Here is a 26,822-nt window from a genome sequence, read left to right as displayed (position 1 = left end):
GCCCCGGAGCCGGTCGAGCGTCAGTACCCGCGGCCGGGGTGCTGGCGGTAGTACGGGTCGTCGTGCGGGTTGGGCGCCGGTGCCGGGCGCGGAGCCGCCGGTCGCATCGCCTCGTAGCCCGTGCCGCCGAACGGCCGCTGCTGCTGCGGCTGTCCGCCGCCGTACCCGCGCGGGCCGGTGGCCTGCTGCGGGATGTGCGGCGCGGGCGCGGGCTGCATCGGCGCCTGCTGCTGGGACGGATAGCCGTACGAGGACGACTGGGGCGAGGGCGCGGCCGGCAGGGCGGGCAGCGCCGACGGGAGGGCCGGCAGGCTGCTTCCGGTGTCGTACGCGGAGGGGACCCGGATCGGGGCGATTTGCGGAGTGCCGCGCTCGGCCACGAGCGAGTCATAGATCGGGGTGTCCGGGAAGGACGGCGCGGAGTAGTAACCGCCGCCATAGGTGGAGCGGGGGGAGGTCATGGCACATAAGTTAAGCCCAAGATGTGCTGGTTGGGGAGACCGATAAGAGGGTTGCTTTACGTGTCGGTAGTGACCGGGCGTCCCCAATCCGAGCGAACTCGGCTAAAAACGGTCGCCCTTGAGGGTGTTGATCGTGTAAAGCGCGCGTTACCGGCGGTTGACCAGTGATCTTCGCTGCCCCCGGGTTGGGTCGTGCGGACCCTCGGGGAATAGGTTGGCCGTAACTAATCGGTCGCTTCCGGGCGGCCGTTCATGACCCTTCCCGACCGACGACTCGCAATGGGGGCGGACATGTCAATGCCCAAAGGATCGAATGTTCCGGTGCCCGCACCGGCAGTGCGGGTCGAAATCGGCTGGCACTCGGGCCCCGGCGTCCCGGACGCCGACGCCTCGGCGTTGCTCCTCGTGGCGGGAAAGGTGCGCTCGGACGGCGACTTCGTCTTCTACAACCAGGCTCAGCACGCCTCGGGAGCGGTCCGGCACGAGGGCAAGCAGCCCGCCGGAGGGCAGGTGACCGACACGCTGTTCGTGGACCTCGCGCGCGTGGAGCCGGATGTCGAGACCGTCGTGCTCGCCGCCTCCGCGGACGGCGGCGCCTTCGGGCAGATCCCCGGTCTGCACATCCGCCTCGTCGACCCGGCGAACGGCGCCGAACTCGCCCGCTACGACAGCGGGGACGCCACCGTGGAGACCGCCTTCGTGCTCGGCGAGCTCTACCGGCGGCAGGGCGCGTGGAAGTTCCGCGCCGTCGGCCAGGGCTACGACAGCGGACTCGCGGGCCTCGCCACGGACTTCGGCATCGCGGTCGACGAGCCGCAGGACGCGCCGCCCGCCCCGGTCTCCGCAGCGCCCGTCGCGCCTGCCCCGGCTCCCATGGCGCCTCCGCCGCCGGCCCCTGCGCCTGCCCAGCCGATCAGCCTCAGCAAGGTGACGCTCACGAAGGAGGCCCCGGCCGTCTCCCTCACCAAGCAGGGCGGCACCTCGGGAGCGATGCGCGTCAACCTCAACTGGCAGGTCCGCAAGCAGTTGAAGGGCTGGATGGCCAAGCTCAACCAGGCCATGGCCGCCCCCGGACTCGACCTGGACCTGGGCGCCCTGTACGAACTCGCCGACGGCCGTAAGGGGGTCGTCCAGGCGGTCGGCAACACCTTCGGCGCCCTGCACGAGCCGCCGTACATCCAGCTCGACGCGGACGACCGCACCGGGGCGCGTACCAGTGGCGAGAACCTGACCATCAACCTCGATCACGCACAGCAGTTCAAGCGAATTCTCATCTTCGTGACCATCTATGAGGGCGCCCGGAGCTTCGCCGACCTGAACGCGACCGTCACCCTCTCCCCGCAGCACGGAGCCCCCGTCGATTTCCACCTGGACGAGTGCACCGTCCCGTCCACCGTGTGCGCCCTCGCCCTCCTCACCCAGGAAAGCGGTGACCTCGTCGTGCGGCGGGAGGCCCGCTACCTGGTGCCGGAGCGCGGCGTCAGCATGCAGCGCACCCTCGACTACGCCTACGGCTGGGGCATGAACTGGACGCCCGGCCGCAAATAGCGGTCCACAAAGGGAGAGCGTTCACTGATCGGGAGCGGCCTCGGCGCGGTCCGGGCGCTTATAGGTGCGGCCTTTCCACGCCGCGCCCTTCCCTCTGTAGTGCTGGACGGCGGAGTCCACGGTCATGAAGAGATACAGCAGAGCCGTCATCGGCAACAGCGGCGCCAGCCACAGCGTCTGGCAGTAGTAGCGGAGCATCGGCAGATACGTCGCCGTCATGATCAGCCACGCCGCTCCACCCGCAGCCGCGGCCACCGGCTGATCCGTCACCAGCCCCGTGACGAGGGTGAGGGGCGGCGCCAGATACACCACCGCAAGCCCGAGCACAGTGCCGATCAACAGCGCCGGATTGTGCCGCAGTTGGGAGTACGCGCTGCGCGACACCATCCGCCACAGATCGGCGAGACGCGGATACGGGCGCACGCTGTCGACGCGTTCCGCGAGCCCGAGCCAGATGCGGCCGCCGCTGCGCTTCACGGCCCCCGCGAGAGCCACGTCGTCGATCACCGCGTGCCGGATCGCCTCCGGCACCCCCGCCCGCTCGGCGGCCTCCGTACGCAGCAGCACGCAGCCTCCGGCGGCGGCCGCGGTGCGTCCGTTGCTCTTGGCCACCCAGCGGAACGGATACAGCTGCGCGAAGAAGTACACGAAGGCCGGGACGATCAACCGCTCCCAGGCGCTGGCCACCCGCAGCCGCGCCATCAGCGACACCAGATCGAAACCGCCGGACCGCGCCGCGGCCACCAACTCCCGCAGACTGTCCGGCTCGTGAGCGATGTCCGCGTCCGTGAGGAGCAGGTACTCGGGCGTCTGCGCGGTCGCGTCGTGGTGGTACTCGCGGGCCGTCGCACGCGCGCGTGGTCCCTGTTCCCGGTCGGCCGCCGCACGCGCACAGGCGATTCCGTGCCGCACCGCCCACAGCTTCCCCGTCCACCCGGCCGGGGGCTCGCCCGGCGACGTCACGGTCAACGGCAGGCCCCGGTGCCGGTCGGCCAGCGCACGCGCGAGCCGGCCCGTCCCGTCGGAACTCCCGTCGTCCACGAGGACGATCTCCGCGCGGCCCGGATAGTCCTGCGCGAGAAGCGACGGCAGGCTCTCCCGCAGCACGGCCGCCTCGTCCCGGGCGGGCACCACGATGCACACGTACGGCCAGTCGTCGGGGTCGCGGCGCGGCGGAAGACGCAGGTCCGTACGCCAGAACAGACCCTGGCCGAGCAGCAGCCAGAGCCAGGCGGCCAGAGACACGAGGGCGATCCACGCAACGGCGCTCATCCCCGGGAGTCTGCCCCACAGGGCAGGGCCCGCAAGGCCCATCGACTATGGTGACCGGGTGAAGATCGCGCTAGTCGACTCAGGAATCGGACTCCTCCCGGCCACCGCGGCGGTACGCCGCCTGCGGCCCGACGCCGACCTCCTCATCTCCTCGGACCCCGACGGAATGCCCTGGGGACCGCGTACGCCCGAGGACCTCACGAAGCGCGCACTCCAGGCCGCCGAGGCAGCCGCGGCGCTGGGGCCCGACGCCCTGATCGTCGCCTGCAACACCGCTTCCGTGCACGCCCTGCCGACGCTGCGCGCCAAGCTGGAGCCGCAGCTTCCGGTGATCGGCACCGTGCCGGCGATCAAGCCGGCGGCCGCCGGTGGGGGACCGGTCGCGATCTGGGCCACGCCCGCCACGACCGGCAGCCCCTACCAGCGCGGGCTGATCCGCGAGTTCGCGGACGGCGTCGACGTCACCGAGGTGCCCTGCCCGGGTCTCGCCGACGCGGTCGAGCACGCCGACGAGGACGCGATCGACAAGGCCGTCGCCGCTGCCGCCGCGCTCACGCCCAGCAAGGTCGAGGTCGTCGTCCTCGGCTGCACCCACTACGAGCTCGTCGCGGAGCGTATCCGCGCCGCCCTGCAGCGGCCCGGGCAGCCGCCGCTCGTCTTCCACGGCAGCGCGGGCGCCGTCGCGGCCCAGGCGCTGCGCCGCATCGGCGCCTCCGCCCAGCCGGACGCCGAGCCCACCGGGTCGCTCACCGTGCTCCTCAGCGGCCGTGAGGGCGCCCTGCCCGCAGCGGCCCTGAACTACGCCGAGGGACGCCTGCTCGGGCAGCTCAGCCCGGCCCGCTGACCGCCCCGGGGCGGGCGGTTCTCACGCTCGGTGAGCTTCTGCCTGCGCAGCGGGACACGAGTAGCCTGCTGGTATGAGGCACCACCCGCACACCGCGCGGGGCGCCGATGAGCCCCCGCCGGAAGTCTGGACCGGACACGCCACGAATCGCATGCAGTGGCTGCTGGCCCTCGTGGGCGCCGCGTGCATGGCGCTGGGGATCCAGCTCGCCGTCGACTCGTCCTGGACGAACGGCCTCACACCGCTGGTCATGGCCGTCGTGGGCTGCGTCGGCGCCGGACTCCTCATGCTGTTCGGCACCCTCGCGTTCGTCCAGGTGGCCGTTCGCGTCGACAAGGACTCGCTCGAAGTGCGCTGCGGGCACATCGGCGTGCCGCGCCGCCGCATTCCGCTGTCGCAGATCGTGGCCGCCGACTTCGCGCCGCAGGTGTGCCCGCGCCAGTGGGGCGGCTGGGGGTACCGCTGGCGGCCGGAGAAGGGCACCGCTGTGATCGTGCGGCGCGGCGAGGCGGTGGTGCTCAACCTCGGCGACGGGCACAAGTTCACGGTCACCGTCGACGACGCCGAGTCGGCGGTACGCGTCATCCGCGACCGGCTGCGGATGCGTTCGACGGGGCCCGCGGCGGGGGTCTGAGGCCGCCGCTCCGCCGAGCCGGAATCGGTCTCCCTGGCACTGACTGCAATTGAGCCGGATTTCGTCGTCGCTGAGCTGGATTTGGCGGTCACTGAGCTGGATTCGGCGGGTCGCCGTCCGGCAGCGGTTGGGCCGTCGCCAGGCCGGCCAGCACACCCACTCCCACGGTCACCGCGGCGAAGCTCAGCGTGTTCCCCACGGCGGCCGTAGCCGCGACCGCGGTCAGGGCGAGGCCCGCCGTCAGCACGAGCGGTGTCGACCGCGACGAGCGCCACAGTGCGTGCAGCAGCCAGCAGAACGCGGTGCCGAGGAGGACGACTCCGACGACACCCTGCTCGGCGGCGAGCTGCAGCGGCGCGGAGTGCGGCCTGGCATCGGAGTGCAGCGCCTGCTGGGCGGCGACGCTGAACTCCGCGTACCGGCCGGGGCCCACGCCGAGCACCGGGTCGCGCTGCGCGAGGAGCAGGGCGTCGTGCCACAGGGCGACGCGATGGCCGGTGAGCCGGTCCGTGAGGGCGTCCGTCAGACCGGTGGGCAGGGCGGAGGCGGCCACCGCCCACGTCGTCCCCACGAGCAGCCCTGCCGCCAGCCCCAGGCAGGTCAGCACCCGTCCCCGGTGGTTGAAGCGCTCCGCGGCGAGGGAGCACAGCAGAATCGCGACGCAGCCGACGAGACCGGCCGCCGAACCGAGCACAGCCGCCACGACCGCGGCACACAGCGCGAGCAGCCGCAGCGCCAGCCGCACAAGGAGCCAGCCCGTCGCCCAGGCCGCACAACAGGCAGCACCGGCCGACAGCACGAGCAGTGACGCCGCGGGGCTCGTATGGCCGAGTGGCGAGTCGAGCGGTGAACCGCCGACGCCGGACAGCGCGGTACGTGTGGGGTCGGTGCTGGACACGGTCGGGGAGGCGTTGACGGCGAGGCCGAGCCAGGCGAGCGCGGCGGCGGCGCAGGCGCCGACGGGGAACACCGCACCGCCGATACGGCCGCACGCGTACCCGGCGGCGAGGGCCAGGACAGCGAGCAGCACGCCCTCGGGACGGCCGCCGCGTGCCGTCGCCGTGATCAACGCCCATAACGCGCAGCAGCCGAGGATCGTCATGCCCGCGACATCGGCCACCGCGCGGGGCGTGGACCGGCTGTCGTCGACATGCGCCGTCACAGAAGTCATCGGCTGTCCCCCCCCGTCGCCCCCGACCGCCCCTGACGACCTCGGGCGATCCGCAGAACTCCCGGTCAGAAGCACGGCCAACGGTAATGGCTGCCATGCGGATGTGTGCCCCTAATGCGGGGATGCCGTGGCTCGTCGAGCACTGTGCGCGGGCTGTCGGGCACTACGCGCGCGTGGTGCCGGACGAGGCACGCGCGCGTGGTGCCCGATGCCGATGAGAGCCGGTCGGCCTCGCTGGACCACCATGTCGGTATGTCAGGGCTGCGCCGTAGACTCCGCGAGGTGACAGCCACCACCACCTCCACCTCCACCGATGTGCCGGGACCGCAGGAGCAGGAGCCCGAGCGTTCCACGCGGGACAAGCTGCTGCGGCGGTTCGCGCGCCCCGCGGCCGCCGTCGCCGCGGGACTGCTCCAGTACGCGACGTTCCCGCCGCGTGAGCTCTGGTGGCTGGCCCCGATCTCCTTCGCGCTGTTCGGCCTCGCCGTGCACGGGCGCCGGGCACGGGCCGGATTCGGCCTGGGCCTGCTCATGGGGCTCGGCTTCCTGCTGCCGCTCTTGTCGTGGACGGGCGTCGACGTGGGCCCGCTGCCGTGGCTGGCGCTGGCCGTCACGGAGGCGGTTTTCGTCGCAGTGGGGGCGGCCGGCATCGCCTTCGTGACGCGGCTGCCCGCGTGGCCCCTCTGGGCGGCGGCGGTGTGGATCGTCGACGAGGCGCTGCGGGCCCGATTCCCGTTCGGCGGCTTCCCCTGGGGCAAGGTCGCGTTCGGTCAGCCCAGTGGTGCGTTCCTGCCGCTGGCGTCGATCGGCGGCACGCCCCTGCTCGGGTTCGCGGTGGTGCTCTGCGGCTTCGCGCTCGCCGCGCTGGTGCGCCGACTCGTCGCCGTACGCGGAGTGCGGGACCGGGGGGTGATCGCCGCGGCGGCGCTGACCGTGGCCCCCGTGGTCGCGGGGGCCGGGGTGCTGCCGACGATGTCCGACGAGGCGGAGAACGGCACCGCGCGGGTGGCCGTGATCCAGGGAAACGTGCCCCGTATGGGGCTCGATTTCAACGCGCAGCGGCGGGCCGTCCTCGACTACCACGTACGCGAGACCATGAAGCTCGCCGACGCCGAGAACAAGCCCGACCTGGTGGTGTGGCCGGAGAACTCCTCGGACATCGACCCCTACGCGAACCCGGACGCGTACGCCGAGATCGACAAGGCGGCCAAGGCCGTCGGAGTGCCCATCTCCGTGGGCGCCGTGGTGACCGCCGAGGACGGCACCGCGCGCAACCGCCAGATCCTCTGGGACCCGAAGACCGGTCCCGGAGAGGTGTACGACAAGCGGCAGCTGCAGCCCTTCGGGGAGTACATGCCGTACCGCAGCTTCTTCCGGATCTTCAGCTCCGACGTGGACCGCGCGGGCAGCTTCGTCCCCGGTGACGAGCCGGTGGTGTTCGACATGGCGGGCACCGGGATCGGGCCGGTCACCTGTTACGAGGCGGCTTTCGACGGGGTCGTGCGGGATCAGGTGCAGGCCGGGGCCGAGGTGCTGTCCGTGCCGAGCAACAACGCGACCTTCGGGCGCAGCCAGATGACGTACCAGCAGCTCGCCATGGACCGCGTGCGCGCCGTCGAGCACGGGCGCGCGGTGCTCGTGCCGGTCACGAGCGGCGTGAGCGCGGTGATCCGCCCCGACGGGTCGATCGCCCAGGACACCGGGCTGTTCGTGCCCGCCACGCTCGTCGCCGAGGTGCCCAAGCGGACGTCGCTGACCGTGGCCACCCGCGTGGGCGCCTGGCCGGAGGCGCTGATCGTCGCGCTCGGCGTGGGCGGTCTCGGGTTCGCCGTGGCGCGGTCGATCAAGGCCCGGCGCACGGAGTCCTGACGCGCCCCCGGCAGGCGCTCCCGCGCGCCGCCGGGAGTGTCGTACGTCCCGGTTAGGGTCGACGACATGGCGATTCCTGAGTTCCTTCGTGAGATCCGAGCCTCGGCGGGCAACCAGCTCCTGTTCCTGCCGGGCGTCACCGCGATCGTCTTCGACGACGAGGGCAGAGTCCTGCTCGGCCGCCGCTCCGACACCGGGAACTGGGCGGTCATCGGCGGCATCCCCGAGCCCGGCGAGCAGCCGGCGGCGTGTGCGGTGCGCGAGGTCTACGAGGAGACCGCCGTGCACTGCGAGGTCGAGCGGATCGTCCTCGTCGAGACGCGCGAACCGATCCAGTATCCGAACGGCGACATCTGCCAGTTCCTGGACATCACGCTGCGCTGCCGGGCGACCGGCGGCGAGGCGCGGGTGAACGACGACGAATCGCTCGAAGTGGGCTGGTTCGACCTCGACTCGCTGCCGCCGCTCGAGGAATTCGGCACGCAGCGCATCAAGATGGCGACGGAGGACGGCCCCACCTGGTTCGAGGGGATGCCCAGGGGATGAACACGGCGACTCCGGCGGTTGCGGTCCCCCAAGGGCCTGCCTCGGTGTTGCGCAAGTGGATGTTGTGTTCACGACATTCGGCTCTGAACTCTTCCTCGGGGAGCGGCTCGCGGGGTGAAGTGGCCCCTGATCCCGATCGCGGCGGGCGGTGCACCTCCATGCCCGGATCCGGGTGCCCACCCATGCGCACTTCTAGTCGAGTTGGAGGCAGGCCGATGACGGCAAGAACAGCGAACGGAGACCTCTTGTGATCGTCGGAGTCCTCAAAGAAGCACGGCCGGGCGAGAGCCGCGTCGCGGCGACGCCGACCACGGTCGAGCAGATCCGCAAGCTGGGTTACGAGGTCGTGGTCGACGCGGGCGCGGGCCTCGCGGCGAGCTTCGCCGACCGTGCGTACGAGGCAGCGGGGGCGCACATCGGCGACGCGACGGCCGCCGACGTGGTGCTCGGCGTGAACGCGCCCAGCCCCGCGCAGCTCGACGGCGTGCGGCCGGAGGCGACGGTCATCGCCCTGTTCTCGCCGGCCTTCGACAGCGAGATGGTCGAGGAGTTGGGGCGTCGGCCGTTCACCGCGCTCTCCATGGACGCGGTGCCGCGGATCAGCCGGGCACAGTCGATGGACGTGCTGTCGTCGATGGCGAACATCGCCGGGTACCGCGCGGTGGTCGAGGCGGCGCACGAGTTCGGCCGGTTCTTCACCGGGCAGGTGACGGCGGCGGGCAAGGTGCCGCCGGCCAAGGTCCTGGTCGCGGGCGCGGGCGTCGCGGGCCTCGCGGCGATCGGCGCGGCGGGCTCGCTCGGCGCGGTGGTGCGGGCGACGGACCCGCGGCCCGAAGTGGCCGAGCAGGTCCGGTCGTTGGGCGGCGAATACCTGTCCATCGAGTCGCAGGAGGCGGAAGTCTCGGCGACGGGCTACGCGAAGGAGATGGGCGACGACTACAAGGCGCGCGAGGCCGAGCTGTACGCCGCGCAGTCCCGTGAGGTCGACATCGTCATCACCACCGCCCTGATCCCGGGCCGCCCCGCACCGCGGCTCATCACCGCCGAGATGGTGGCGGAGATGAAGCCCGGCTCGGTGATCGTCGACATGGCGGCGGCCAACGGCGGCAACGTCGAAGGCACGGTGAAGGGCGAGAAGATCGTCACCGAGAACGGCGTGACGATCATCGGCTACACGGATCTGGCGGGCCGACTGCCCGCCCAGGCCTCGCAGTTGTACGGCACGAACCTCGTCAACCTCTTGAAGCTCCTCACGCCGGACCAGGACGCCCAGCTGGTCCTGGACTGGGACGACCCGGTGCAGCGCTCCATCACCGTCGTACGGGAAGGGGAGTTGGCGTGGCCGCCTCCGCCCGTGCAGGTGTCGGCGGCCCCGGCGCCCGCCGCCGCTGCCGCACAGGAGAAGGCACCGGCGAAGCCGGAGAAGAAGCCGATGACGGCGGCGCAGAAGTTCGGCGGAGTGGCCTTCGGGGCGCTCGCGCTGTTCCTCGCCGCGGCGTTCGCGCCGCCCGCGCTGCTGCCGCGCCTCACCGTGTTCGTGCTGGCGATCGTGATCGGCTTCTATGTGATCGGGCACGTGCATCACGCGCTGCACACGCCGCTGATGTCGGTCACGAACGCGATCTCCGGGATCATCGTGGTGGGCGCGATGGTGCAGATCGGGCACTCGTCCAGCACCGCCGTGATGGTCCTGTCGTTCGTGGCGATCCTTCTGGCCACCATCAACATCGTCGGCGGCTTCGCGGTGACGCGGCGCATGCTCGGCATGTTCAGCAGGAGTTGAGATGTCTGCGACCATCGCCGCCCAGGCGGCCTACCTCATTGCGGCCCTGCTGTTCATCCTGGCCCTCGCCGGGCTCTCCAAGCACGAGTCGGCGCGGCTCGGCAACGCCTTCGGCATGCTCGGCATGGGCGTCGCGCTGATCGCGACGGTCGTGCTCGCGGTCTCCGACCACCTCAGCTACGCGAGCATCGCGCTGCTGGCCGTCGCCATGCTGATCGGCGCGGCCGTCGGCCTGCAGCGGGCCGGCCGCGTGGAGATGACCGGCATGCCCGAACTGATCGCGCTGCTGCACTCGTTCGTCGGTCTGGCGGCCGTCCTCGTCGGCTGGAACGGCTTCCTGTCGGTGGAGAACGACCCGGGCGGCGCGGAGGCCAAGTCCCTCGACGCGCTGGGCACGTTGGGCATCCACCACGCCGAGGTGTTCATCGGGGTGTTCATCGGCGCGGTGACGTTCACCGGCTCGATCGTGGCCAACCTGAAGCTCTCCGCGAAGATCAACTCCAAGCCGCTGATGCTGCCCGGCAAGAACGCCCTGAACGTCGGTGCGCTGGTGCTGTTCGTCGCGCTGACGGTGTGGTTCACGATCGCGCCCGCCCTGTGGCTGCTGATCGTCGTCACCTTGGTGGCGCTCGCCCTCGGCTGGCATCTGGTGGCGTCGATCGGCGGCGGTGACATGCCGGTCGTGGTGTCGATGCTCAACAGCTACTCGGGCTGGGCCGCGGCGGCCTCCGGCTTCCTTCTGGAGAACGACCTGCTGATCGTGACGGGCGCCCTGGTCGGCTCCTCCGGTGCGTATCTCTCGTACATCATGTGCAAGGCGATGAACCGCTCCTTCCTGTCCGTGATCGCGGGCGGCTTCGGCATCGAGGCGCCGTCGGGATCGGACGTGGACTACGGCGAGCACACCGAGATCACCGCCGACGAGGTCGCCGAACTCCTCGAAACCGCGCGGTCGGTGGTCATCACTCCCGGGTACGGGATGGCGGTCGCCCAGGCGCAGTTCCCGGTCGCGGAACTCACGTCGAAGCTGCGCGCGAACGGTGTGGACGTGCGGTTCGGCATCCATCCGGTCGCGGGTCGTCTGCCGGGGCACATGAACGTGCTCCTCGCCGAGGTGAAGGTGCCGTACGACATCGTCCTGGAGATGGACGAGATCAACGACGACTTCCCCGACACGGACGTCGTCCTGGTGATCGGTGCGAACGACACGGTCAACCCGGCCGCGGCGGAGGACCCGGGCAGTCCGATCGCCGGGATGCCGGTGCTCAATGTGTGGAACGCGGGCAAGGTCATCGTGTTCAAGCGGTCGATGGCCTCCGGCTACGCGGGAGTTCAGAACCCGCTGTTCTTCCGGGACAACACGGCGATGCTGTTCGGCGACGCGAAGGACCGGGTCGAGGACATCGTCGCGGCGCTGACCGAGCGCGGTGTGCGTCATGCGGACAGCGGGGCTGCGGCGAAATAGCCCTCCGCGTGAGCCTGCGCATGCCTGAGGAGTGCGCTGGGGCGGCGGGCCGGTGCGTGCCGAGTGAGCGCGCGCCGGCCCGCCGCCTTGTAGCGTCGGCTGCTTTATACGGGGCTCCGCTCGTACGGCCCGTCCTCCGCACATGGTCCGAGCCCAGCTCTGAGGGTCGAAGTATGGGTTCTGACCACATGGGGGCGGTCGGAAGTGCTGCCTAGGGTGCCTGCATGAGCGCCTCACCGATCACCCGCAGCCCGCTCGACGCTCCGGCAGGCCGTACCGTCGCCGTCGACCTGTCCGGCCGTACCGCACTGGTCTCCGGCGCCGCGTCGGGCATCGGCCGCGCCTGCGCGCTGCGCCTCGCCGCGGCAGGGGCGCGGGTCAGGGCCGTGGACCGGGACGTCGACGGCCTCGGCACGCTCGCCCACGAGGACGTGGACGGCGGCGGCAGCATCGAGCCCCGCCCGCTCGACCTCACCGACCTCGACGCAGCCGAACGCGCGGCCGCGGGCGCCGACATCCTGGTCAACAACGCAGGACTCCAACTCGTCCGCCCCATCGAGGAGTTCCCGCCGGACGTCTTCCACACGGTCCTCACCGTGATGCTGGAGGCGCCGTTCCGCCTGCTGCGCGGCGCGCTGCCGCACATGTACGCGCAGGGCTGGGGACGCGTCGTCAATGTGTCGTCGGTGCACGGGCTGCGCGCTTCGCCGTACAAATCGGCGTACGTCGCCGCCAAGCACGGGCTCGAAGGGCTCTCCAAGACGGCGGCGCTCGAAGGTGCACCGCACGGCGTGACCTCGAACTGTGTGAATCCCGGCTACGTCCGCACGCCCCTCGTGGAGAAGCAGCTCGCCGATCAGGCGGCCGCGCACGGCATCCCCGAGGAGCAGGTGCTCAGGGACGTGATGCTGCGCGACAGCGCGGTGAAGCGGCTGATCGAGCCGGCGGAGGTCGCCGAAGCGGTGGCCTACCTGTGCGCCCCGCAGGCCGCGTTCGTCACCGGCACGTCGATGGTCATCGACGGCGGCTGGACGGCGCACTGACCTCCGGCCCTCGCACGGTCCGCACTCCGCTGACCTGGGGCGGAAGGGAGTTATCCACAGGCCTGGCGGTGATGTCGGCCGCGTCGGTCATGCTGTCCTCATGTCCATCGACCACCCGCCGACCGCCGTGAGTGCGGAGGCCCCCTTCCTCGCGCTGCTCGCACGGGACGCCGACGCCGAGGCGTACGAGCAGCCCGTGCGGCTGGCCCGCGCCGAGGGCGCGTCGGCCGAGCGGATCGCCGAGCTCGAACACGCCAAGCTCCTCGCGCTGCGGGTGCGCGCCGAGCTGGAGGGGCGCAGGCGCCGCGAGGCGGAGTTGTCGGCGCTGTTCGAGACCGCCCACGACCTGGCGGGACTGCGGGATCTCGACGAGGTGCTGCAGGCGATCGTGCACCGTGCCCGCTCGCTGCTCGGCACGGACGTCGCGTATCTGTCGCTCAACGATCCGGTCGCGGGCGACACCTACATGCGGGTCACCGAAGGCTCGGTGTCCGCCCGGTTCCAGCAGGTGCGGCTCGGCATGGGGGAGGGGCTCGGCGGCCTCGTCGCCCAGACGGCCCGCCCTTATGTGACGGACGACTACTTCCGGGACGAGCGTTTCCGCCACACCCAGTCCATCGACACGGCCGTCCAGGACGAGGGCCTCGTCGCCATCCTCGGCGTGCCCCTGCTGCTCGGCACCGAAGTGATCGGCGTGCTGTTCGCGGCCGACCGCCGGGCGCGGGTCTTCGAACGGGAGCAGATCGCCCTGGTCCGCTCGTTCGCCGCGCTCGCCGCCGCGGCCATCGACTCGGCGAACCTCCTGGCGGAGACGCGTTCGGCGCTCGCCGATCTGGAACGCGCCAGCGACATCATCCGGGACCGCAGCGGCGTCATCGAGCGCGCCTCCGACGTGCACGACCGCCTGGCCCAACTCGTCCTGCGCGGCGGCGGTGTGCAGGACGTGGCGGCCGCGGTGTCCGAAGTCCTGGACGGCACCGTCGAGTTCAGGGACAGCGCCCACGCCCCCGCCCAGGCCCTGGAACGCTCCCGCGCGGACGGCCACGCGGTGCAGCACGGGGACGACTGGATCGCGGCGGTCGCGGCCGGCGGCGAACTGCTCGGCGCGCTCGTCATGCGCGGCCACCCCGCGCTCGACCCGGTCGACCAGCGCACCCTGGAGCGGGCCGCGATGGTGACCTCGCTCCTGCTGCTCGCGCGCCGCTCCGCGGGCGAGGCCGAGCGTCGGGTGCGCGGGGAGCTCCTCGACGACCTCCTGGACGGCCGCGACCACGACCCCCGGCTCCTGCGCGAACGTGCGGCGCGGCTGCAGGCCGACCTGGACGCACCGCACGTGGTGCTCGCCGCGCACCTCGGCTCGGGTGCGACGGCCGGAGACCCGGAAGGCGCGGCCCGAGGTCGACTCTGGGCCGCCGCCTCGCACCTGGCGGCCACCCGGCACGGCCTGGCCGCGGAGCGCAACGGGGGTACGGTCCTGCTGCTCCCGGTCGAACATCCCTGCACGGCAGCCGAGTTGGCGCAGGAGGCCGCGAAGTCCCTCGGCGCGGCGGCACGGGAGCCGGTCACTGTGGGAGCCTCCGGCCCGGTGCACGCGCCGGCGGCCGAGCCCGAGGCGATCTCCGTGGGGTACGCGGAGGCGCGGCGCTGCGTGGACGCGCTGCGGCTCCTCGGGCGTACGGGGGAGGGCGCGGCCACGGAGGACTTCGGTTTCCTGGGGCTGCTGCTGTCGGACGGCCGGGACATATCCGGGTTCGTGAGCCGCACGATCGGGGACGTCGTGGCGTACGACGAGCGGCGCGGCACGGACCTCGTGCGCACCCTCGACGCCTACTTCGACTCGGGGATGAGCCCGGCCCGTACGAAGGACCGGCTGCATGTGCACGTGAACACGGTCGCGCAGCGGCTGGAGCGAATAGGTCGGCTGCTCGGGGACGACTGGCAGAGCCCGTCCAGAGCGCTGGAGATCCAACTCGCCCTGCGACTGCATCGGTTGGGGGCGGCGGTCGAGCGGTAGGGCGGTCCAGCTCCTGCCGCGGACGTCGGGAGCGCCGGGAATGCCTCCGCCCCGTCCGGTTCGACGGTCGGGGTGACCGGTCGAGCCCGGCGGGGCGGGTGGAGGGAGGCGGTGCGGGGCGCGGCGCGGCTCACGCGGGTCAGGACGGCACCGGTGGTCCCGCAGCAGGTGCTGGGTGCCGGGCCGCTCGGGCGGCGCGTGACCGCTCAGGCGGTGCGTGCGTCGGTCGGGGACGGAGCGCTGTCGGCCGGAGTCGGGGAGTGCGGGTCGACGTCGGACAGGTCGCGGTGCCGGGTCTCGCGGGCCACGCCGACGGCGAGCAGCGTGAGGAGCGCAGCGGCGATCACGTAGAGGGCGATGGGGGTGGAGCTGTTGTAGTCCGCGAGCAGGGCGGTCGCGATGAGCGGGGCCGGGGCGCCCGCGGCGACGGAGGAGAACTGCGCGCCGATGGAGGCACCCGAGTACCGCATCCGGGTCGCGAACATCTCGGAGAAGAAGGCCGCTTGCGGTGCGTACATCGCACCGTGCAGGACCAGGCCGACGGTCACGGCGAGGAGGAGGTTGCCGAAGGTGCCGGAGTCGATGAGGGCGAAGAACGGGAACATCCAGGCGCCCACGCCGGCCGCGCCGAACAGATACACCGGCCTGCGGCCGATCCGGTCGGAGAGCGCGCCCCAGGCCGGGATGACGGCGAAGTGCACGGCGGAGGCGATGAGTACGGCGTTGAGGGCGGTCTGCTTGGACACCCCGGCGGAGGTGGTGGCGTAGACGAGGATGAAGGCGGTGACGACGTAGTAGCTGATGTTCTCCGCCATGCGGGCGCCCATGGCGATCAGGACGTCGCGCCAGTGGTGACGCATGACGGCCACCAGCGGCATCTTCTCGACCTGGCTCTCGTCCCGAGCGGCGGCCTTCTTGGCCTCGGCGCGGGCCAAGGCCTCCTTGAAGACGGGGGACTCGTCGACGGAGAGACGGATCCAGAGGCCGACGATCACGAGTACGCCGGACAGCAGGAACGGGATGCGCCAGCCCCAGGAGGTGAAGGCCGATTCGGAGAGGAGCGCGGTGAGGGCGGAGAGGACACCGGTGGCGAGCAACTGCCCGGCGGGGGCGCCGGTTTGGGGCCAGGAGGCCCAGAACCCTCGGCGTCGTGCGTCGCCGTGTTCGGAGACGAGGAGGACGGCGCCGCCCCACTCGCCGCCGAGCGCGAAGCCCTGGACCAGGCGCAGCACGGTCAGCAGGATCGGCGCGGCGGTGCCGATGGTGGCGTGCGTGGGCAGCAGGCCGATGGCGAAGGTCGCGCCGCCCATCATCAGCAGGCTGAGGACGAGCAGTTTCTTGCGGCCGAGCCGGTCGCCGTAGTGGCCGAACACGAGGGCGCCGAGCGGGCGGGCGGCGAAGCCGACGGCGTACGTGAGGAAGGAGAGGAGGGTGCCGACGAGGGGGTCGGACTCGGGGAAGAACAGCTGGTTGAAGACCAGGGCGGCGGCCGAGCCGTAGAGGAAGAAGTCGTACCACTCGATCGTGGTGCCGATCAGGCTCGCGGCGACGATGCGCTTGAGGTTGGAGGGTGTTGGTGGAGCGGTTGCTGCGGAGGCCATGTGCACCACTTCCAGGCGGTGAGCGGGGACTTGTGTCTGCTGGTACGTGCTGGCACAAGGTAGGAACCCGCAGGTCAGTGGCACATGTGGTGGGACACCATAGTTCTGGGGGTGAGTATGGCGTCAGGGGCTGGGTGGGGCGAGATGCGGTCGACTCCGGGAGGTTCGGCTCAGGTCGGCTCGGATCACTTCGGCTCGGTTCACTTCGGCTCGGTTCAGGGGCACTTGAGGTCCGAGGAGCCCTGTGTCACCGAGTCGACGAGCTTCTCCAGCTCCGGCTTGAGGCGGGTGAGGATCTCCGGTACGGGAGTGCCGTCGGGGATGTCCTCGTAGGCGCGCTTGAGGCCGTCGGCCGCGCCCGTCACCGCGTCCTCCTTGGCCGAGCTGAGGGCGGTGATGTGCTCCTTGGCGTCGTTCCAGTCGTCGCGGATGTCGCCGTAGGCGTCCTGGACCTGCTCCTTGGTGGCGGACGCCGGGTCGAGGCCGGTGAGCTTGGCGATGTCGGCCTGCAGGTCGTCGATGTCGCCGCAGAGCTCGGTGGCGGCGCTGGTGGCGGCTTCCTCGGGCGACTCGTCGTCGGAGCACGCGGCGGTCGACAGGGCGAGGGTCGCGCAGAGGGCCCCGGTCAGGACGAGCCGCTTCGCCGGTACGAGTCGCTTCATGGGGTGCCCTTCTCGGTCGGACCTGCTGGAAGTATCCGTTCCGGTCACGCGCCCCGCACCTTGGCGAACGTTCCGGCGGGCTCACCTTTGACCGGCGAGCTCAGCCGCAGCGCGCGCTTGGCGGATCGGGCTCTCCCGGGGCCCTGGCGGGAAACTCTGAATGGTGGTTCACTTCTTTCATGGCGTACCGCAAGACCCCTGCAGAGATCCGTCGGCTCGAAGCGGCCCGCGAGCGGCTGGTCGGCTGTGCGACCGAGGTCGTCGCCGAAGTGGGCTGGTCGCAGGCGTCCGTGACGGCGGTCGCCGACGCTGCCGGGATCGCGGCCGGCTCGGTCTACCAGCACTTTCCGTCGAAGGCCGCCCTCGCCGTCGAGGTGTTCCGGCGGGCGGCGGGCCGTGAGGTGGAGGTGCTGGGCGAGGTTCTGCACGCCCCGGGGGAGCCGGTCGAGCGGCTGACCCGCGGTGTCGAGGTCTTCGCCCGCAGGGCCCTGGAGAACCGCGGCCTGGCGTACGCGCTACTCGCGGCCCCCGCCGAGCCCGCGGTCGGCGCCGAACGCCTGGAGTTCCGGCGCCGCTACCGGGCGCTGTTCGCCGAGGTCGTACGCGAGGGCATGGCGCAGGGCCAACTGCCGGAGCAGGACGGGGAGATCACCGCGGCGGCGCTGAGCGGCGCGATCGGCGAGGTGCTCGTCGACCCGCTCGGCGCGCCCGAGGAGAGCGAGGTGGAGGAGCTGATCGCCGAACTGACCGCCATGGCCCTGCGCTGCGTGGGCGCCCCACGCGCCTGACGCCGAACGCGCAGCGCGCACGCGACGCCGAACGCGGCGCCGATCGAGCAGCGCCCCAGCAGTACGCACGCCCGCACCCGACGTCCACACACGCCCCGCCGGAGGAGCCGGTTCCATGACCACGGAAGCGCCCCGCAGTCGGCCCAGTGCCGAGACGCATCAAGTCACCAACCAGGCACCGCCGTTGACGGGGCACGACGCCGCCGACGACCCCGTGCTGGCCGAGGGCGTGCGCCGGGAGGGTGCCGAGTGGCATCTCGACGAGCTGCACGCGTTCGGCCGGTACGTCGGCAGCGAGGGGGCCCGTACCTGGGCGGAGCAGGCCAACCGCCACGAGCCGGAGCTGCGCACGCACGACCGCTACGGCAACCGCATCGACGAGGTCGACTTCCACCCCGCGTACCACTCGCTGATGTCCGCCACCGTCGGCGCGGGCGCGGCCGGTTCGGCGTGGGCGGACGCGCGGCCGGGGGTGCACGTGGCGCGGGCGGCTACGTTCATGGTGGCCACCATGCTGGAGCAGGGCCACATGTGCCCGGTCTCCATGACGTACGCCGTCGTCCCCGCCCTGCGGCACGCGCCCGAGTTGGCGAAGACGTACGAGCCGCTGCTCACCAGCACCGTCTACGACCCGGGGCTGCGGGCGCCGGCCGAGAAGCGTGGGCTGCTGGCGGGGATGGGCATGACGGAGAAGCAGGGCGGCACCGACGTCCGCGCCAACACCACCACCGCGGCCGAACAGGCCGACGGGACCTGGCGGTTGCGGGGGCACAAGTGGTTCACGAGCGCGCCGATGAACGACCTGTTCCTCGTCCTCGCGCAGGCGCCCGGCGGGCTGTCCTGCTTCCTCGTGCCGCGCGTCCTGCCCGACGGCAGCCGCAACACCTTCCGGATCCAGCGGCTCAAGGACAAGCTCGGCAACCGCTCCAACGCCTCCAGCGAGCCGGAGTTCGACGACACCGTGGCCTGGCTCGTCGGGCCCGACGGCAAGGGCGTGCGGACGATCATCGAGATGGTCACCATGACCCGGCTCGACTGCGTCCTCGGCTCGGCGGGCCACATCAGGGAGGCGCTCGCCCAGGCCGCCCACCACACCCGGTACCGCTCGGTCTTCGGCGCCAAGCTGATCGACCAGCCGCTGATGCGGAACGTCCTGGCCGACCTGGGCCTGGAGTCGGAGGCCGCCACGACCCTGGGGCTGCGGCTCGCGGGCGCCGCCGACCGGGCGCAGCGGGGCGACGCCCAGGAGCGCGCGTTCCTCCGCCTGGCCACGGCGGTCGCCAAGTACTGGGTGTGCAAGCGGCAGCCCGCGATCGTCGCCGAGACCCTGGAGTGTCTGGGCGGCAACGGGTACGACGAGGCGTCCGGCATGCCCCGGCTCTATCGCGAGGCCCCGCTCAACGGCATCTGGGAGGGCTCCGGCAACGTCAATGCGCTCGACATGCTGCGCGCCATGACCCGCGAGCCGGAGTCCCTGGACGCGTTCCGTGCGGAGGTCGAGTCCGCGGCCGGCGCCGACGCCCGACTCGACGCCGCCTGGCGGGAGTTGAGGGATCAGCTGACTCTCACCGAGGACGCCCCGCTGCGGGCCCGCCGGGTCATCGAACGCGCGGCGCTCGTCCTGCAGGGCTCACTCCTCGTACGGCATGCGCCCGCCGCCGTCGCCGACGCGTTCTGCGCCTCGCGCCTCGCCGGCGACCAGGGCCTCGCCTTCGGCACGCTGCCGCCGGGCACGGACTTCGAGGGGGTGTTGCAGCGGCTGCCCGCCTGAGCAGACCCAGGGGCCGGCTTCAGCGGCTCCCCCCCCGAGCTGACCCAGTGGGGGCCGTCGTCGCCGAGCTCCGGCAGCAGTGGCTTGGCCCCGGCGGGGCCGTCGGCCGCCCGACCCGCGAGGCCCTCAGAGCTCAGGCCGCCGGTCAAAGCCACGGCCGCCGGCCAAGCCACGGCCGCCGGCCAAGCCACGGCCGCCGGTCAAAGCCACGGCCGCCGACCAGAGCTACGGCCGCCGCCGAGTCAGAGCTCAGGCCTCCGATGCAGATCCAGCGGCACCGTCCCCGTGGAGAAGCCGCGGCGGTCCAGGCGGCGACCGGCCAGTTTGTACGGGCGTATCACCACGCTGCGGTCGACCACGTCGATGTGCGGCAGCTTGCGCATGATCGACGTCTCCAGGCGCTGCCCGTCGCTGATCGTGCGCAGCCACACCGCGATCAGCAGGTTGAACGGGCCCGCCGCCGACAGGATCGCCCGCACCTCGCCGACCGTCGCGAGGGTGGCCGCCGCCTCGTCGAGCCGGTCCGAGGGCACCCGCGCGAACAGCCACTCCGAGACCGACCAGCCGGTGAGCGCGCGGGCCAGTTCGCAGCGCAGCCGCAGACTGCCGTTGCCGATCAGCTGGTTGAGGCGGCGCCGGGTCGTGCTCTCGCTGGTGCCGGTGGCCTGAGCGAGCTCGCTGAGCGGGGTGCGGCCGTCCACCGAGAGGGCCGCGGCCATCTCCCGGTCGGCCGCCGTCGGCAGATACGCGCCGCCGTCCTTCGACGGCTTCGGCAGGCCGGACTGCAGCTGCCGCTCCTGCGCCCGGCTCAGTGCCCGCAGCCGCCACTTGCTCGCGTCCGTGTACGTGTTGACGAGGATGTGGCTCTGCACGCGGAGCACGTGCGGCACCCGGGCGAGGCGTTCGAGCAGGTACCAGGAGAGCTGGTCGGGGTCGTCGCACACCACCGTCACCAGGAGGTCGCGCGCGCCCGCGGACACGTCGATCGTCATGGCCTGCGGATCGCCGGCCAGCGCCTCGGCGACCTCCAGGCTGCGGCCCGGCTCCGTGATGATCTCCACCAGGGCCATGGACGGATCCGGCACGAACAGCGGCTGGCACGACACCCACGCCGCCCCGTGACTCTGCAGCCGCGCCCAGCGCCGTGCCGCCGTCGACGCGTCCACGGCGAGGGCGCGGCCGACGGCGGCCCATGGAGCGCGCGGGTTGATCTGCAGCGCGTTGACGACCTCGAGGTCCAGCTCGGACAGCTTGAAGGCCTCCGCCTGCCCTGTGGAGGGTTCCGGCCCGCTCGGCTGCCTCCTGGCGGGATCCCGCCCATCCGCAGTGGCGGAATCCGGTGATTCTCTCGACGTCATGACGGAATCATGCATCTTCACCGGTCGATCTGGAACCGGTCCCACCCTGGTCGGCACCACCCGAACCTGTCACGACCCGAGGGGCCCGACATGACGACCCTGGCCGACCAGGAGAAATGCCCGGAGACCGGCGAAGCCGTGGGAGCCGTCGTAGCCGAATCCGAAGACGGACCCGAAACCGGAACCGGAACCGCCGTCGCAGCCGACGTCGTGGCCGAGATCGCTCGCCTCCGGGAGCGGCTCGTCCGGCTCAGCCACGACATCCACGGTTACGCCGAGCTCTCCTTCGAGGAGCACAAGGCCGCCGCAGCCCTGGCCGACGCCCTGGACGAGTCGGGCTTCGCCGTCGAGCGCGGCGTCGCCGGACTGCCGACCGCCTTCAAGGCGTCGTACGGGACGGGTGACCTGGTCGTCGGGATCTGCGCCGAGTACGACGCGCTGCCGGACGTCGGCCACGCCTGCGGGCACAACATCATCGCCACCAGCGCCCTCGGCGCAGCCCTCGGCCTCGCGAAGGTCGCCGACCGGCTCGGCCTCACCGTGAAGGTCCTCGGCACGCCCGCCGAGGAGCACGGCGGCGGCAAGGTCCTGATGCTCGACGCGGGCCTCTTCGACGACCTGACCGTCGCGATGATGGTCCACCCCGGCAACGCCGACGCCCACCCGGCCGACACCGCCACGCAGGGCGTGAGCCGCTGGGCCGCCACGTTCACCGGCAGGGCCTCGCACGCCGCGGCCGCCCCGCAGCTCGGCGTCAACGCCGCCGACGCCGCGGTCGTCACGCAGGTCGCCGTCGGCCTGCTGCGCCAGCAGCTGCCCGCGACCGCCCGCGTCGCCCTGTTCGTCCGCGAGGGCGGCCAGGTCACCAACATCATCCCGGAGCGCACCGTCGTCGACTTCGAGGTCCGCGAGTTCGACCTCGACGCCCAGCGCGACCTGCACGCCCGCGTCCTTGCCTGTTTCGAGGCCGGCGCGCTCGCCACCGGCTGCACCCTCGAAGTCGAGGAGACCGAACCGGAGTACGCGCCGCTGCGCCAGGACGTCCGCCTCGCCGAGCGGTACGCCGCGGCCCTCGACCGGGTCGGCCGCCCCCTCGCCGACCGCTCGCCGCTCAGCGGCGGTTCGACCGACATGGGCAACGTGTCCCAGCTCCTGCCCAGCATCCACCCGATGATCGCCGTCCGCGGCAGCGTCAACGCCCCGCACACCTACGGCTTCGCCGCGGACGCGATCAGCGCGGAGGGCGACGCAGCCGTGGTCGACGGCGCGACCGCCATGGCGCTGACCGTGGTGTCCGTGGCCCAGGACGCCGCCCTGCGCGCCGAACTCCTCGCCGAACAGCGCGACCGCGACGCCCACACCCCGAACCGGAGCCGGCGATGACGACCACGACGAACAAGTCCGGCGCGAACAGACCCGCCGCGACCAGCTCAGCCGCGACCGGATCCGGCTCCGACAGGCCCGGCCGCCCGCGCCGACCCGCCATGACGACGACGTCCCGCCTCGCCTCGTACGCGCCGCTCGTCCTGACCGCGCTCGTGCTCACCGCGGTCGCCGAGCTGATCGGCCCGCACACCCTGAACCTCGGCATCGGCGAGGTCACCCTGCACCCGTTGGTCTGGGGCATCCTCATCGGCGGCGTCGTCAGCGTGCAGAAGGTCAAGCCGCTGCCGGTACGCCTGCAGCAGCTCGCCACGCAGACCGTCCAGGTCGGCATCCTGCTGCTCAGCGTGCGCCTCGCGTTCCTCGTCGGCGAGAACCTGCCCGTCCTGGCCGAGGCCGGTCCGGCGCTGCTGCTGCAGGAACTCGGCCACCTCTTCGGCACGGTGGTGTTCTCGCTGCCGCTCGCGGTGCTGCTGCGGATGGGCCGCCCGGCGGTCGGCGCCTGCTTCTCCATCGACCGCGAGGGCTCCTTCGCGATCGTCTCGGAGCGGTACGGGGCGGACTCCGACGAGTACCGCGGCGTCCTGTCGATGTACGTCTTCGGCACCATCGTCGGCGGCCTCTACGTCACGCTCCTCGCCTCGTTCCTCGCGGGCACCGGCGTCTTCGACCCGCTGGCCCTCGCCATGGGCACCGGCGTCGGCTCGGGCTCGGTGATGGCGGCCTCGTCGGCGGCGATCGCGGCCGAGTACCCGCAGATGGCCGACCAGATCCTGGCACTGGCGGCGGTCAGCAACCTGATCACGAGCCTGCTCGGCCTGTACGTCGGGATGTACGTGGCGCTGCCGATGGCGGAGCGGTTCTACCGGTTCCTCACGCGGAAGCGGAAGCAGCCGGAGCCGACGGTTCCGGCGCAGGCTCCCGAGCAGGCCGCCGACCCTCAGGAAGCTCCGGAATCGGCGGAAGCCCCGGAATCGGAGGAAGCCCCGGAAACGGAAGAAGCCCCGAAGGTCTCGCTCCGCTTCGCCCTCCCGCTGGTCGTCTCCGGAATGGTCCTCTCGACGATCCTCTTCAACAAGGGCTTCGACTGGAAGATCCTCGCCGGCTACGCCCTGATGACGGCCGTCGTCCTCGCCGCCCTCGCGCTGCGCAAGTACACCCGCCTGTCCCCGGTCATCGGCGTCACGACCATCGGCATCCTGCTCAGCTCGCCCTGGTCGCCGGTCGCCGAGCAGGCGTCGGCGCTGCTCAAGCCGATCGAGTTCCTCGCCCTGACCACCCCGGTCCTGGTCCTCGCGGGCCTCGGCCTCGGCAAGGACTTCGGGATTCTGCGCCGGGTCGGCTGGCGGATCTTCCTCGTCGGCCTGGTCTCGTTCGCCGCGTCGTTCGTGGTGTCCACCCTGATCGCCGAGATCTCCCTCGGTCTCGGCTGACCCTGACCCGGGTCACACCCCTGCGACCGCCCCCGGCCACCGGAGCCGTACCCCGTGTACGACCCCCGGCCGAGGGCGGTCGCCTCGTCGGTGCTCAGGCCCGCGCGACGAGCGACGCCAACTCCTCCGCCGTACGCGGAACTTCACCGTCCGCCGCCGTCAGCCCCTGCGCCCGCAGCAGCGATCCCACCGCCACGCCCCACGGCAGCCGCAGCCCCGCCTGCGCCAGCAGCTCGCTCCGGCCCAGCAGGTGCGGGGCCGGGCCGCAGCGGACCCCGGCCGGGGTGAGCAGCGCCGCGTCGTCGGCCCAGCGGAGGGCGAGGTCCACGTCGTGCGTGGCCATGACGACCGTCGTGCCCGCCGCCCGCAGCCGCGCCAGTGTGTCGAGGAGCCGTTCCTGCCCGTCGGGGTCGAGCCCGGCCGTGGGCTCGTCGAGGATCAGTACGCGCGGCCGCATCGCCACCGCCCCCGCGATCGCCGCGCGTTTGCGCTGCCCGTACGACAGCAGGTGCGTGGGGCGGTCCGCGAGGCCGGTGATGTCGAGCGCCGCCAGGGCCTCGTCGACCCGGGCCCGCACCTCGGGTCCGGCGAGCCCGAGGTTGAGCGGCCCGAACGACACGTCCTGCGCGACGGACGCGGCGAACAGCTGGTCGTCCGGGTCCTGCACGACCAGCTGCACACTGGTCCGCAGCCGCACAAGACCCTTGCGGTCGTACGCGACCGGCGCGCCGTCGACGCTCAACTGCCCGGCGTCCGGCCGCAGTCCACCGCTCAGCAGCCGCATCAGCGTGGTCTTGCCGCTGCCGTTGCGGCCGAGCAGGGCGAGGGCGCGGCCCTCGGTGACGTCGAAGTCGAGCCCGTCGAGCACGGTCGGGCCGTCCTCGTAGGCGTAGCGGGCGCCCCGCAGGGAGACCAGGGGCACGCTCATGGCAGCAGCCTTTCCAGTACGAGGGTGAGGGCGGCGAGCGCGAGCAGCAGCGCGAGGCTCGCCCCGACGAAGCGGCGGGAGACGCGGACGTCGGGCACGAGGACGTGCAGCGTCCCGTCGTAGCCGCGCCCGGCGAGCCCGGCCTGCAGTCGGCTCGCCCGGTCGAAGGCGCGCACGAACGCCGTCGCGCCGAGCCCGGCGAGGGAACGCCAGGCCGCCGCGCGGGTGGTGTGCCCGAGCCGAGCGGCCTGCGCCTGCCGGATCCGGCTCATGGAGTCGAGCAGCAGAAAGCTCATCCGGTACGTCACCAGGGCCACGTCCACCACCGGCGCGGGCACGCCGGCCCGGACGAGGCGGGGCAGCAGGTCCGACATGGGCGTGGTGAAGGCGAGCAGCAGCACGCCGAGCGAGGCGGCCGACGTACGCAGGAGCAGCTCACCCGCGCGTGCCGGACCGTCGTCCGCGAGCCCCAACAGGCCGTCCGGGCCGCCGACCTGGACGAGCAGAGTCAGGGCGCCGGTCACGCAGAACCCGAGCGGGACGCGATACGCACGCCACAGCTTCCGCGGCGGCACACCCGCGGGACCCAGCAGCAGCGTGAGCGCGGCCACGCTCACGAGCGCCGCGCCCGGCCACGGCGGGAGCGACACGGCGAGCACGGTCAGCCCGAGCCCGAGCACGGCCTTGTCCAGGGGGTGCCGCCGACGCCAGCAACTGCTGTGCGCCGCCACATCAATGGGCAACACGACCCGTCAGACCCCTTCGCCCTGGGCACGGCGGGGCGCCGGATCGCCTTCGGCTCGGCGGGGCGCCACCGGGGAGGCTTCGGCTTCTCCGGCTCCGGCCTCGTCGGGCTCCGACCGCACGCCTTCGCTTCGAGCGGCCGCCGTCCGGTCGGCATGGGTGGCTGGGGTGCCTTGGCTGGCTTCGGCGGCGTTCCTGGGCTGCGGCCGAATTGCCTCGGGCGCGGCGGCTTCGGCGCGACCCGGTTCGTACGGGGCGGCTTCGGCGCCACCCGTCCCGGCCGGGCCGATCGCCCCGGACCGGCGAACCTCCGTCCGGTCGGCCTCCGCGCGGCTCGCCCCTGCCCGGCCCGCTCCAGCGCGGGTTGCCTCCGCCTGGCCCGCTCCAGCGCGGGTTGCCTCCGCCTGTCCTGCCGCCTTGGGCCGACCGGGCTCCGTCGGCCGCTCCTCGACCGCACCCGCCTCAACGGCCTCAACCGCCGCAGCCGAAACCGCCGTTGCTCGTTCCGCTCCCTGGCGGCGGCCCCTGCGGAGGCCGAAGTAGTACGCCAGGACGCCGGCGCCGATGGCTGCCTGCAGGGCGAAGAGGGCCGACTCGACCTCGCCGGACGGGGGTTCGTACAAGGGGGAGAACCAGGGCTCGTACTCCGGGGCCAGTTCCGTGATCGCGGTTTCCGCCTGGGCGTCGGCGCCCGTGAACGGTTCCTTCTTGTGGTCGCCGAGGCCGAGCGCGAGCGGCAGCGTCGCGAGGGCGGCCACGGCGAGCAGCAGGACGGCGTTGATCTTCGCGTTGCGGCTCATCGGGCGCTCGCCCCCGTCCCGGCCTCGCTGGTCTGCTTCGGCTTGCCCGACAGCACGCCGAGCCGTGTGAGTTCACCCCTGCTGGACTGCACGAGCAGCCGCATCACCAGAACCGTGAGCAGGCCCTCGCTCACGGCGAGCGGGATCTGCGTGACGGCGAAGATCGAGCCGAACTTGGCCAGCGCGCCGAGGAATCCGCTGCCCGGGTCCGGGAACGCCAGGGCGAGCTGGACGCTGGTGACGCAGTACGTCGACAGGTCGGCGACGAACGCCCCGGAGAACACGGCGACCATCAGCGGCACGTCGTACCGCTTGAGCAGGCGGTACGTCCCGTACCCGGCCCAGGGGCCGACGACCGCCATGGAGAAGACGTTGGCGCCGAGCGTGGTGAGCCCGCCGTGGGCGAGCAGCAGCGCCTGGAAGAGCAGGGTGATCGTGCCGAGCACGGCCATGACGGGCGGGCGGAACAGGATCGCGCCGAGGCCCGTGCCCGTCGGGTGCGAGCAACTGCCCGTCACCGAGGGGATCTTGAGGGCGGACAGGACGAACGTGAAGGCCCCGGAGGCGCCGAGGAGCAGTGTGCTCTCGGGGTGTTCCCTGACCTCACGGGTGAGGGAGCGCACTCCCTGGACGACGAACGGGGCGGACGCGACGCTCCAGGCGACCGCGTGTGCCGGTGGCAGAAAACCTTCGGCTATGTGCAT

At 72.3% G+C, this 26,822-nt stretch carries 23 protein-coding genes; 13 read left to right on the top strand and 10 right to left on the bottom strand.

The annotated features are described in order from the left end of the window. Window positions 1-20: 20 nt before the first annotated feature. Window positions 21-461: a DUF6643 family protein gene (locus ACIDOF_RS28100; protein WP_409008919.1), complete on the bottom strand. Its 441-nt coding sequence runs from the start codon at window positions 459-461 to the stop codon at window positions 21-23. Window positions 462-758: 297 nt separating this feature from the next. Here ACIDOF_RS28100 and ACIDOF_RS28095 point away from each other — a divergent pair, with 297 nt between their 5' ends. Then, window positions 759-2,009 carry a TerD family protein gene (locus ACIDOF_RS28095; RefSeq protein ID WP_409008918.1) on the top strand — a complete coding sequence of 417 codons (1,251 nt, stop codon included), beginning with the start codon at window positions 759-761 and terminating at the stop codon, window positions 2,007-2,009. A gap of 21 nt (window positions 2,010-2,030) precedes the next feature. Here ACIDOF_RS28095 and ACIDOF_RS28090 read toward each other — a convergent pair whose 3' ends face one another. Beyond that, a complete protein-coding gene (locus ACIDOF_RS28090; protein WP_409008917.1) occupies window positions 2,031-3,281 on the bottom strand; it encodes a glycosyltransferase in 1,251 nt (416 codons plus the stop codon). 58 nt (window positions 3,282-3,339) lie between these two features. Between ACIDOF_RS28090 and ACIDOF_RS28085 the strand changes: the two genes are divergently transcribed. Then, window positions 3,340-4,125: a glutamate racemase gene (locus ACIDOF_RS28085; protein WP_409008916.1), complete on the top strand. Its 786-nt coding sequence runs from the start codon at window positions 3,340-3,342 to the stop codon at window positions 4,123-4,125. A gap of 73 nt (window positions 4,126-4,198) precedes the next feature. Beyond that, on the top strand, window positions 4,199-4,759 hold the full coding sequence (locus ACIDOF_RS28080) for a hypothetical protein (RefSeq protein WP_409008915.1): 561 nt from the start codon (window positions 4,199-4,201) through the stop codon (window positions 4,757-4,759). Between the two features lie 88 nt (window positions 4,760-4,847). Here ACIDOF_RS28080 and ACIDOF_RS28075 read toward each other — a convergent pair whose 3' ends face one another. Beyond that, complete coding sequence (locus ACIDOF_RS28075) at window positions 4,848-5,930, bottom strand: O-antigen ligase family protein (protein WP_409008914.1); 1,083 nt, start codon at window positions 5,928-5,930, stop codon at window positions 4,848-4,850. 252 nt (window positions 5,931-6,182) lie between these two features. On the opposite strand from ACIDOF_RS28075, the gene lnt reads away from it, so the two are divergent. From lnt to ACIDOF_RS28045, 6 genes are all read left to right on the top strand, one after another. Then, window positions 6,183-7,799 carry an apolipoprotein N-acyltransferase gene (gene lnt / locus ACIDOF_RS28070; protein WP_409008913.1) on the top strand — a complete coding sequence of 539 codons (1,617 nt, stop codon included), beginning with the start codon at window positions 6,183-6,185 and terminating at the stop codon, window positions 7,797-7,799. A 66-nt stretch (window positions 7,800-7,865) separates the two neighbouring features. Then, window positions 7,866-8,345: an NUDIX hydrolase gene (locus tag ACIDOF_RS28065; RefSeq protein WP_409008912.1), complete on the top strand. Its 480-nt coding sequence runs from the start codon at window positions 7,866-7,868 to the stop codon at window positions 8,343-8,345. 247 nt (window positions 8,346-8,592) lie between these two features. After that, entirely contained in the window at window positions 8,593-10,128 is a 1,536-nt protein-coding gene (locus ACIDOF_RS28060; RefSeq protein ID WP_409008911.1) for a Re/Si-specific NAD(P)(+) transhydrogenase subunit alpha, read from the top strand. A 1-nt stretch (window position 10,129) separates the two neighbouring features. Beyond that, complete coding sequence (gene pntB / locus ACIDOF_RS28055; RefSeq protein ID WP_409008910.1) at window positions 10,130-11,593, top strand: Re/Si-specific NAD(P)(+) transhydrogenase subunit beta; 1,464 nt, start codon at window positions 10,130-10,132, stop codon at window positions 11,591-11,593. Window positions 11,594-11,817: 224 nt separating this feature from the next. Further along, window positions 11,818-12,636, top strand: a complete 819-nt coding sequence (locus ACIDOF_RS28050; protein WP_409008909.1) for a 3-hydroxybutyrate dehydrogenase — start codon at window positions 11,818-11,820, stop codon at window positions 12,634-12,636. A gap of 100 nt (window positions 12,637-12,736) precedes the next feature. After that, window positions 12,737-14,650, top strand: coding sequence for a helix-turn-helix domain-containing protein (locus tag ACIDOF_RS28045; RefSeq protein ID WP_409008908.1), 1,914 nt, complete (start codon window positions 12,737-12,739; stop codon window positions 14,648-14,650). 206 nt (window positions 14,651-14,856) lie between these two features. Here the strand turns inward: ACIDOF_RS28045 and ACIDOF_RS28040 are convergent, their stop codons facing one another. Beyond that, complete coding sequence (locus ACIDOF_RS28040; RefSeq protein ID WP_409008907.1) at window positions 14,857-16,251, bottom strand: MFS transporter; 1,395 nt, start codon at window positions 16,249-16,251, stop codon at window positions 14,857-14,859. Window positions 16,252-16,466: 215 nt separating this feature from the next. Then, window positions 16,467-16,913, bottom strand: a complete 447-nt coding sequence (locus ACIDOF_RS28035) for a hypothetical protein (protein WP_409008906.1) — start codon at window positions 16,911-16,913, stop codon at window positions 16,467-16,469. Window positions 16,914-17,092: 179 nt separating this feature from the next. Between ACIDOF_RS28035 and ACIDOF_RS28030 the strand changes: the two genes are divergently transcribed. Beyond that, complete coding sequence (locus ACIDOF_RS28030) at window positions 17,093-17,701, top strand: TetR/AcrR family transcriptional regulator (RefSeq protein ID WP_409008905.1); 609 nt, start codon at window positions 17,093-17,095, stop codon at window positions 17,699-17,701. 115 nt (window positions 17,702-17,816) lie between these two features. Then, window positions 17,817-19,472, top strand: a complete 1,656-nt coding sequence (locus ACIDOF_RS28025) for an acyl-CoA dehydrogenase family protein (RefSeq protein ID WP_409008904.1) — start codon at window positions 17,817-17,819, stop codon at window positions 19,470-19,472. Window positions 19,473-19,714: 242 nt separating this feature from the next. Here the strand turns inward: ACIDOF_RS28025 and ACIDOF_RS28020 are convergent, their stop codons facing one another. Next, window positions 19,715-20,830: an Lrp/AsnC family transcriptional regulator gene (locus ACIDOF_RS28020; protein ID WP_409008903.1), complete on the bottom strand. Its 1,116-nt coding sequence runs from the start codon at window positions 20,828-20,830 to the stop codon at window positions 19,715-19,717. Between the two features lie 90 nt (window positions 20,831-20,920). Here ACIDOF_RS28020 and ACIDOF_RS28015 point away from each other — a divergent pair, with 90 nt between their 5' ends. Both ACIDOF_RS28015 and ACIDOF_RS28010 read left to right on the top strand, forming a co-directional pair. Further along, entirely contained in the window at window positions 20,921-22,213 is a 1,293-nt protein-coding gene (locus tag ACIDOF_RS28015) for a M20 family metallopeptidase (protein ID WP_409008902.1), read from the top strand. After that, window positions 22,210-23,646, top strand: a complete 1,437-nt coding sequence (locus ACIDOF_RS28010) for a DUF3100 domain-containing protein (RefSeq protein WP_409008901.1) — start codon at window positions 22,210-22,212, stop codon at window positions 23,644-23,646. Before ACIDOF_RS28015 ends, ACIDOF_RS28010 begins: the two co-directional genes overlap by 4 nt. A 94-nt stretch (window positions 23,647-23,740) precedes the next feature. Here ACIDOF_RS28010 and ACIDOF_RS28005 read toward each other — a convergent pair whose 3' ends face one another. The 4 genes from ACIDOF_RS28005 to ACIDOF_RS27990 are packed head-to-tail and all read right to left on the bottom strand — an operon-like array spanning window position 23,741 to window position 26,822. Then, entirely contained in the window at window positions 23,741-24,574 is an 834-nt protein-coding gene (locus ACIDOF_RS28005; protein ID WP_409008900.1) for an energy-coupling factor ABC transporter ATP-binding protein, read from the bottom strand. Then, the gene (cbiQ, locus tag ACIDOF_RS28000; RefSeq protein ID WP_409008899.1) at window positions 24,571-25,320 is read right to left on the bottom strand and encodes a cobalt ECF transporter T component CbiQ; all 750 of its coding nucleotides are present in this window, start codon (window positions 25,318-25,320) and stop codon (window positions 24,571-24,573) included. The genes ACIDOF_RS28005 and cbiQ overlap by 4 nt, the downstream gene beginning before the upstream one ends. 6 nt (window positions 25,321-25,326) lie before the next feature. Further along, window positions 25,327-26,118, bottom strand: coding sequence for an energy-coupling factor ABC transporter substrate-binding protein (locus tag ACIDOF_RS27995; RefSeq protein ID WP_409008898.1), 792 nt, complete (start codon window positions 26,116-26,118; stop codon window positions 25,327-25,329). After that, complete coding sequence (locus ACIDOF_RS27990; protein WP_409008897.1) at window positions 26,115-26,822, bottom strand: energy-coupling factor ABC transporter permease; 708 nt, start codon at window positions 26,820-26,822, stop codon at window positions 26,115-26,117. The genes ACIDOF_RS27995 and ACIDOF_RS27990 overlap by 4 nt, the downstream gene beginning before the upstream one ends.

This window comes from Streptomyces sp. Da 82-17 (genome assembly GCF_046098215.1).
Taxonomy (GTDB): domain Bacteria; phylum Actinomycetota; class Actinomycetes; order Streptomycetales; family Streptomycetaceae; genus Streptomyces.
The sequence above is the reverse complement of the archived record's forward strand: the minus strand, read 5'-3'. Positions and strand labels throughout refer to the sequence as shown.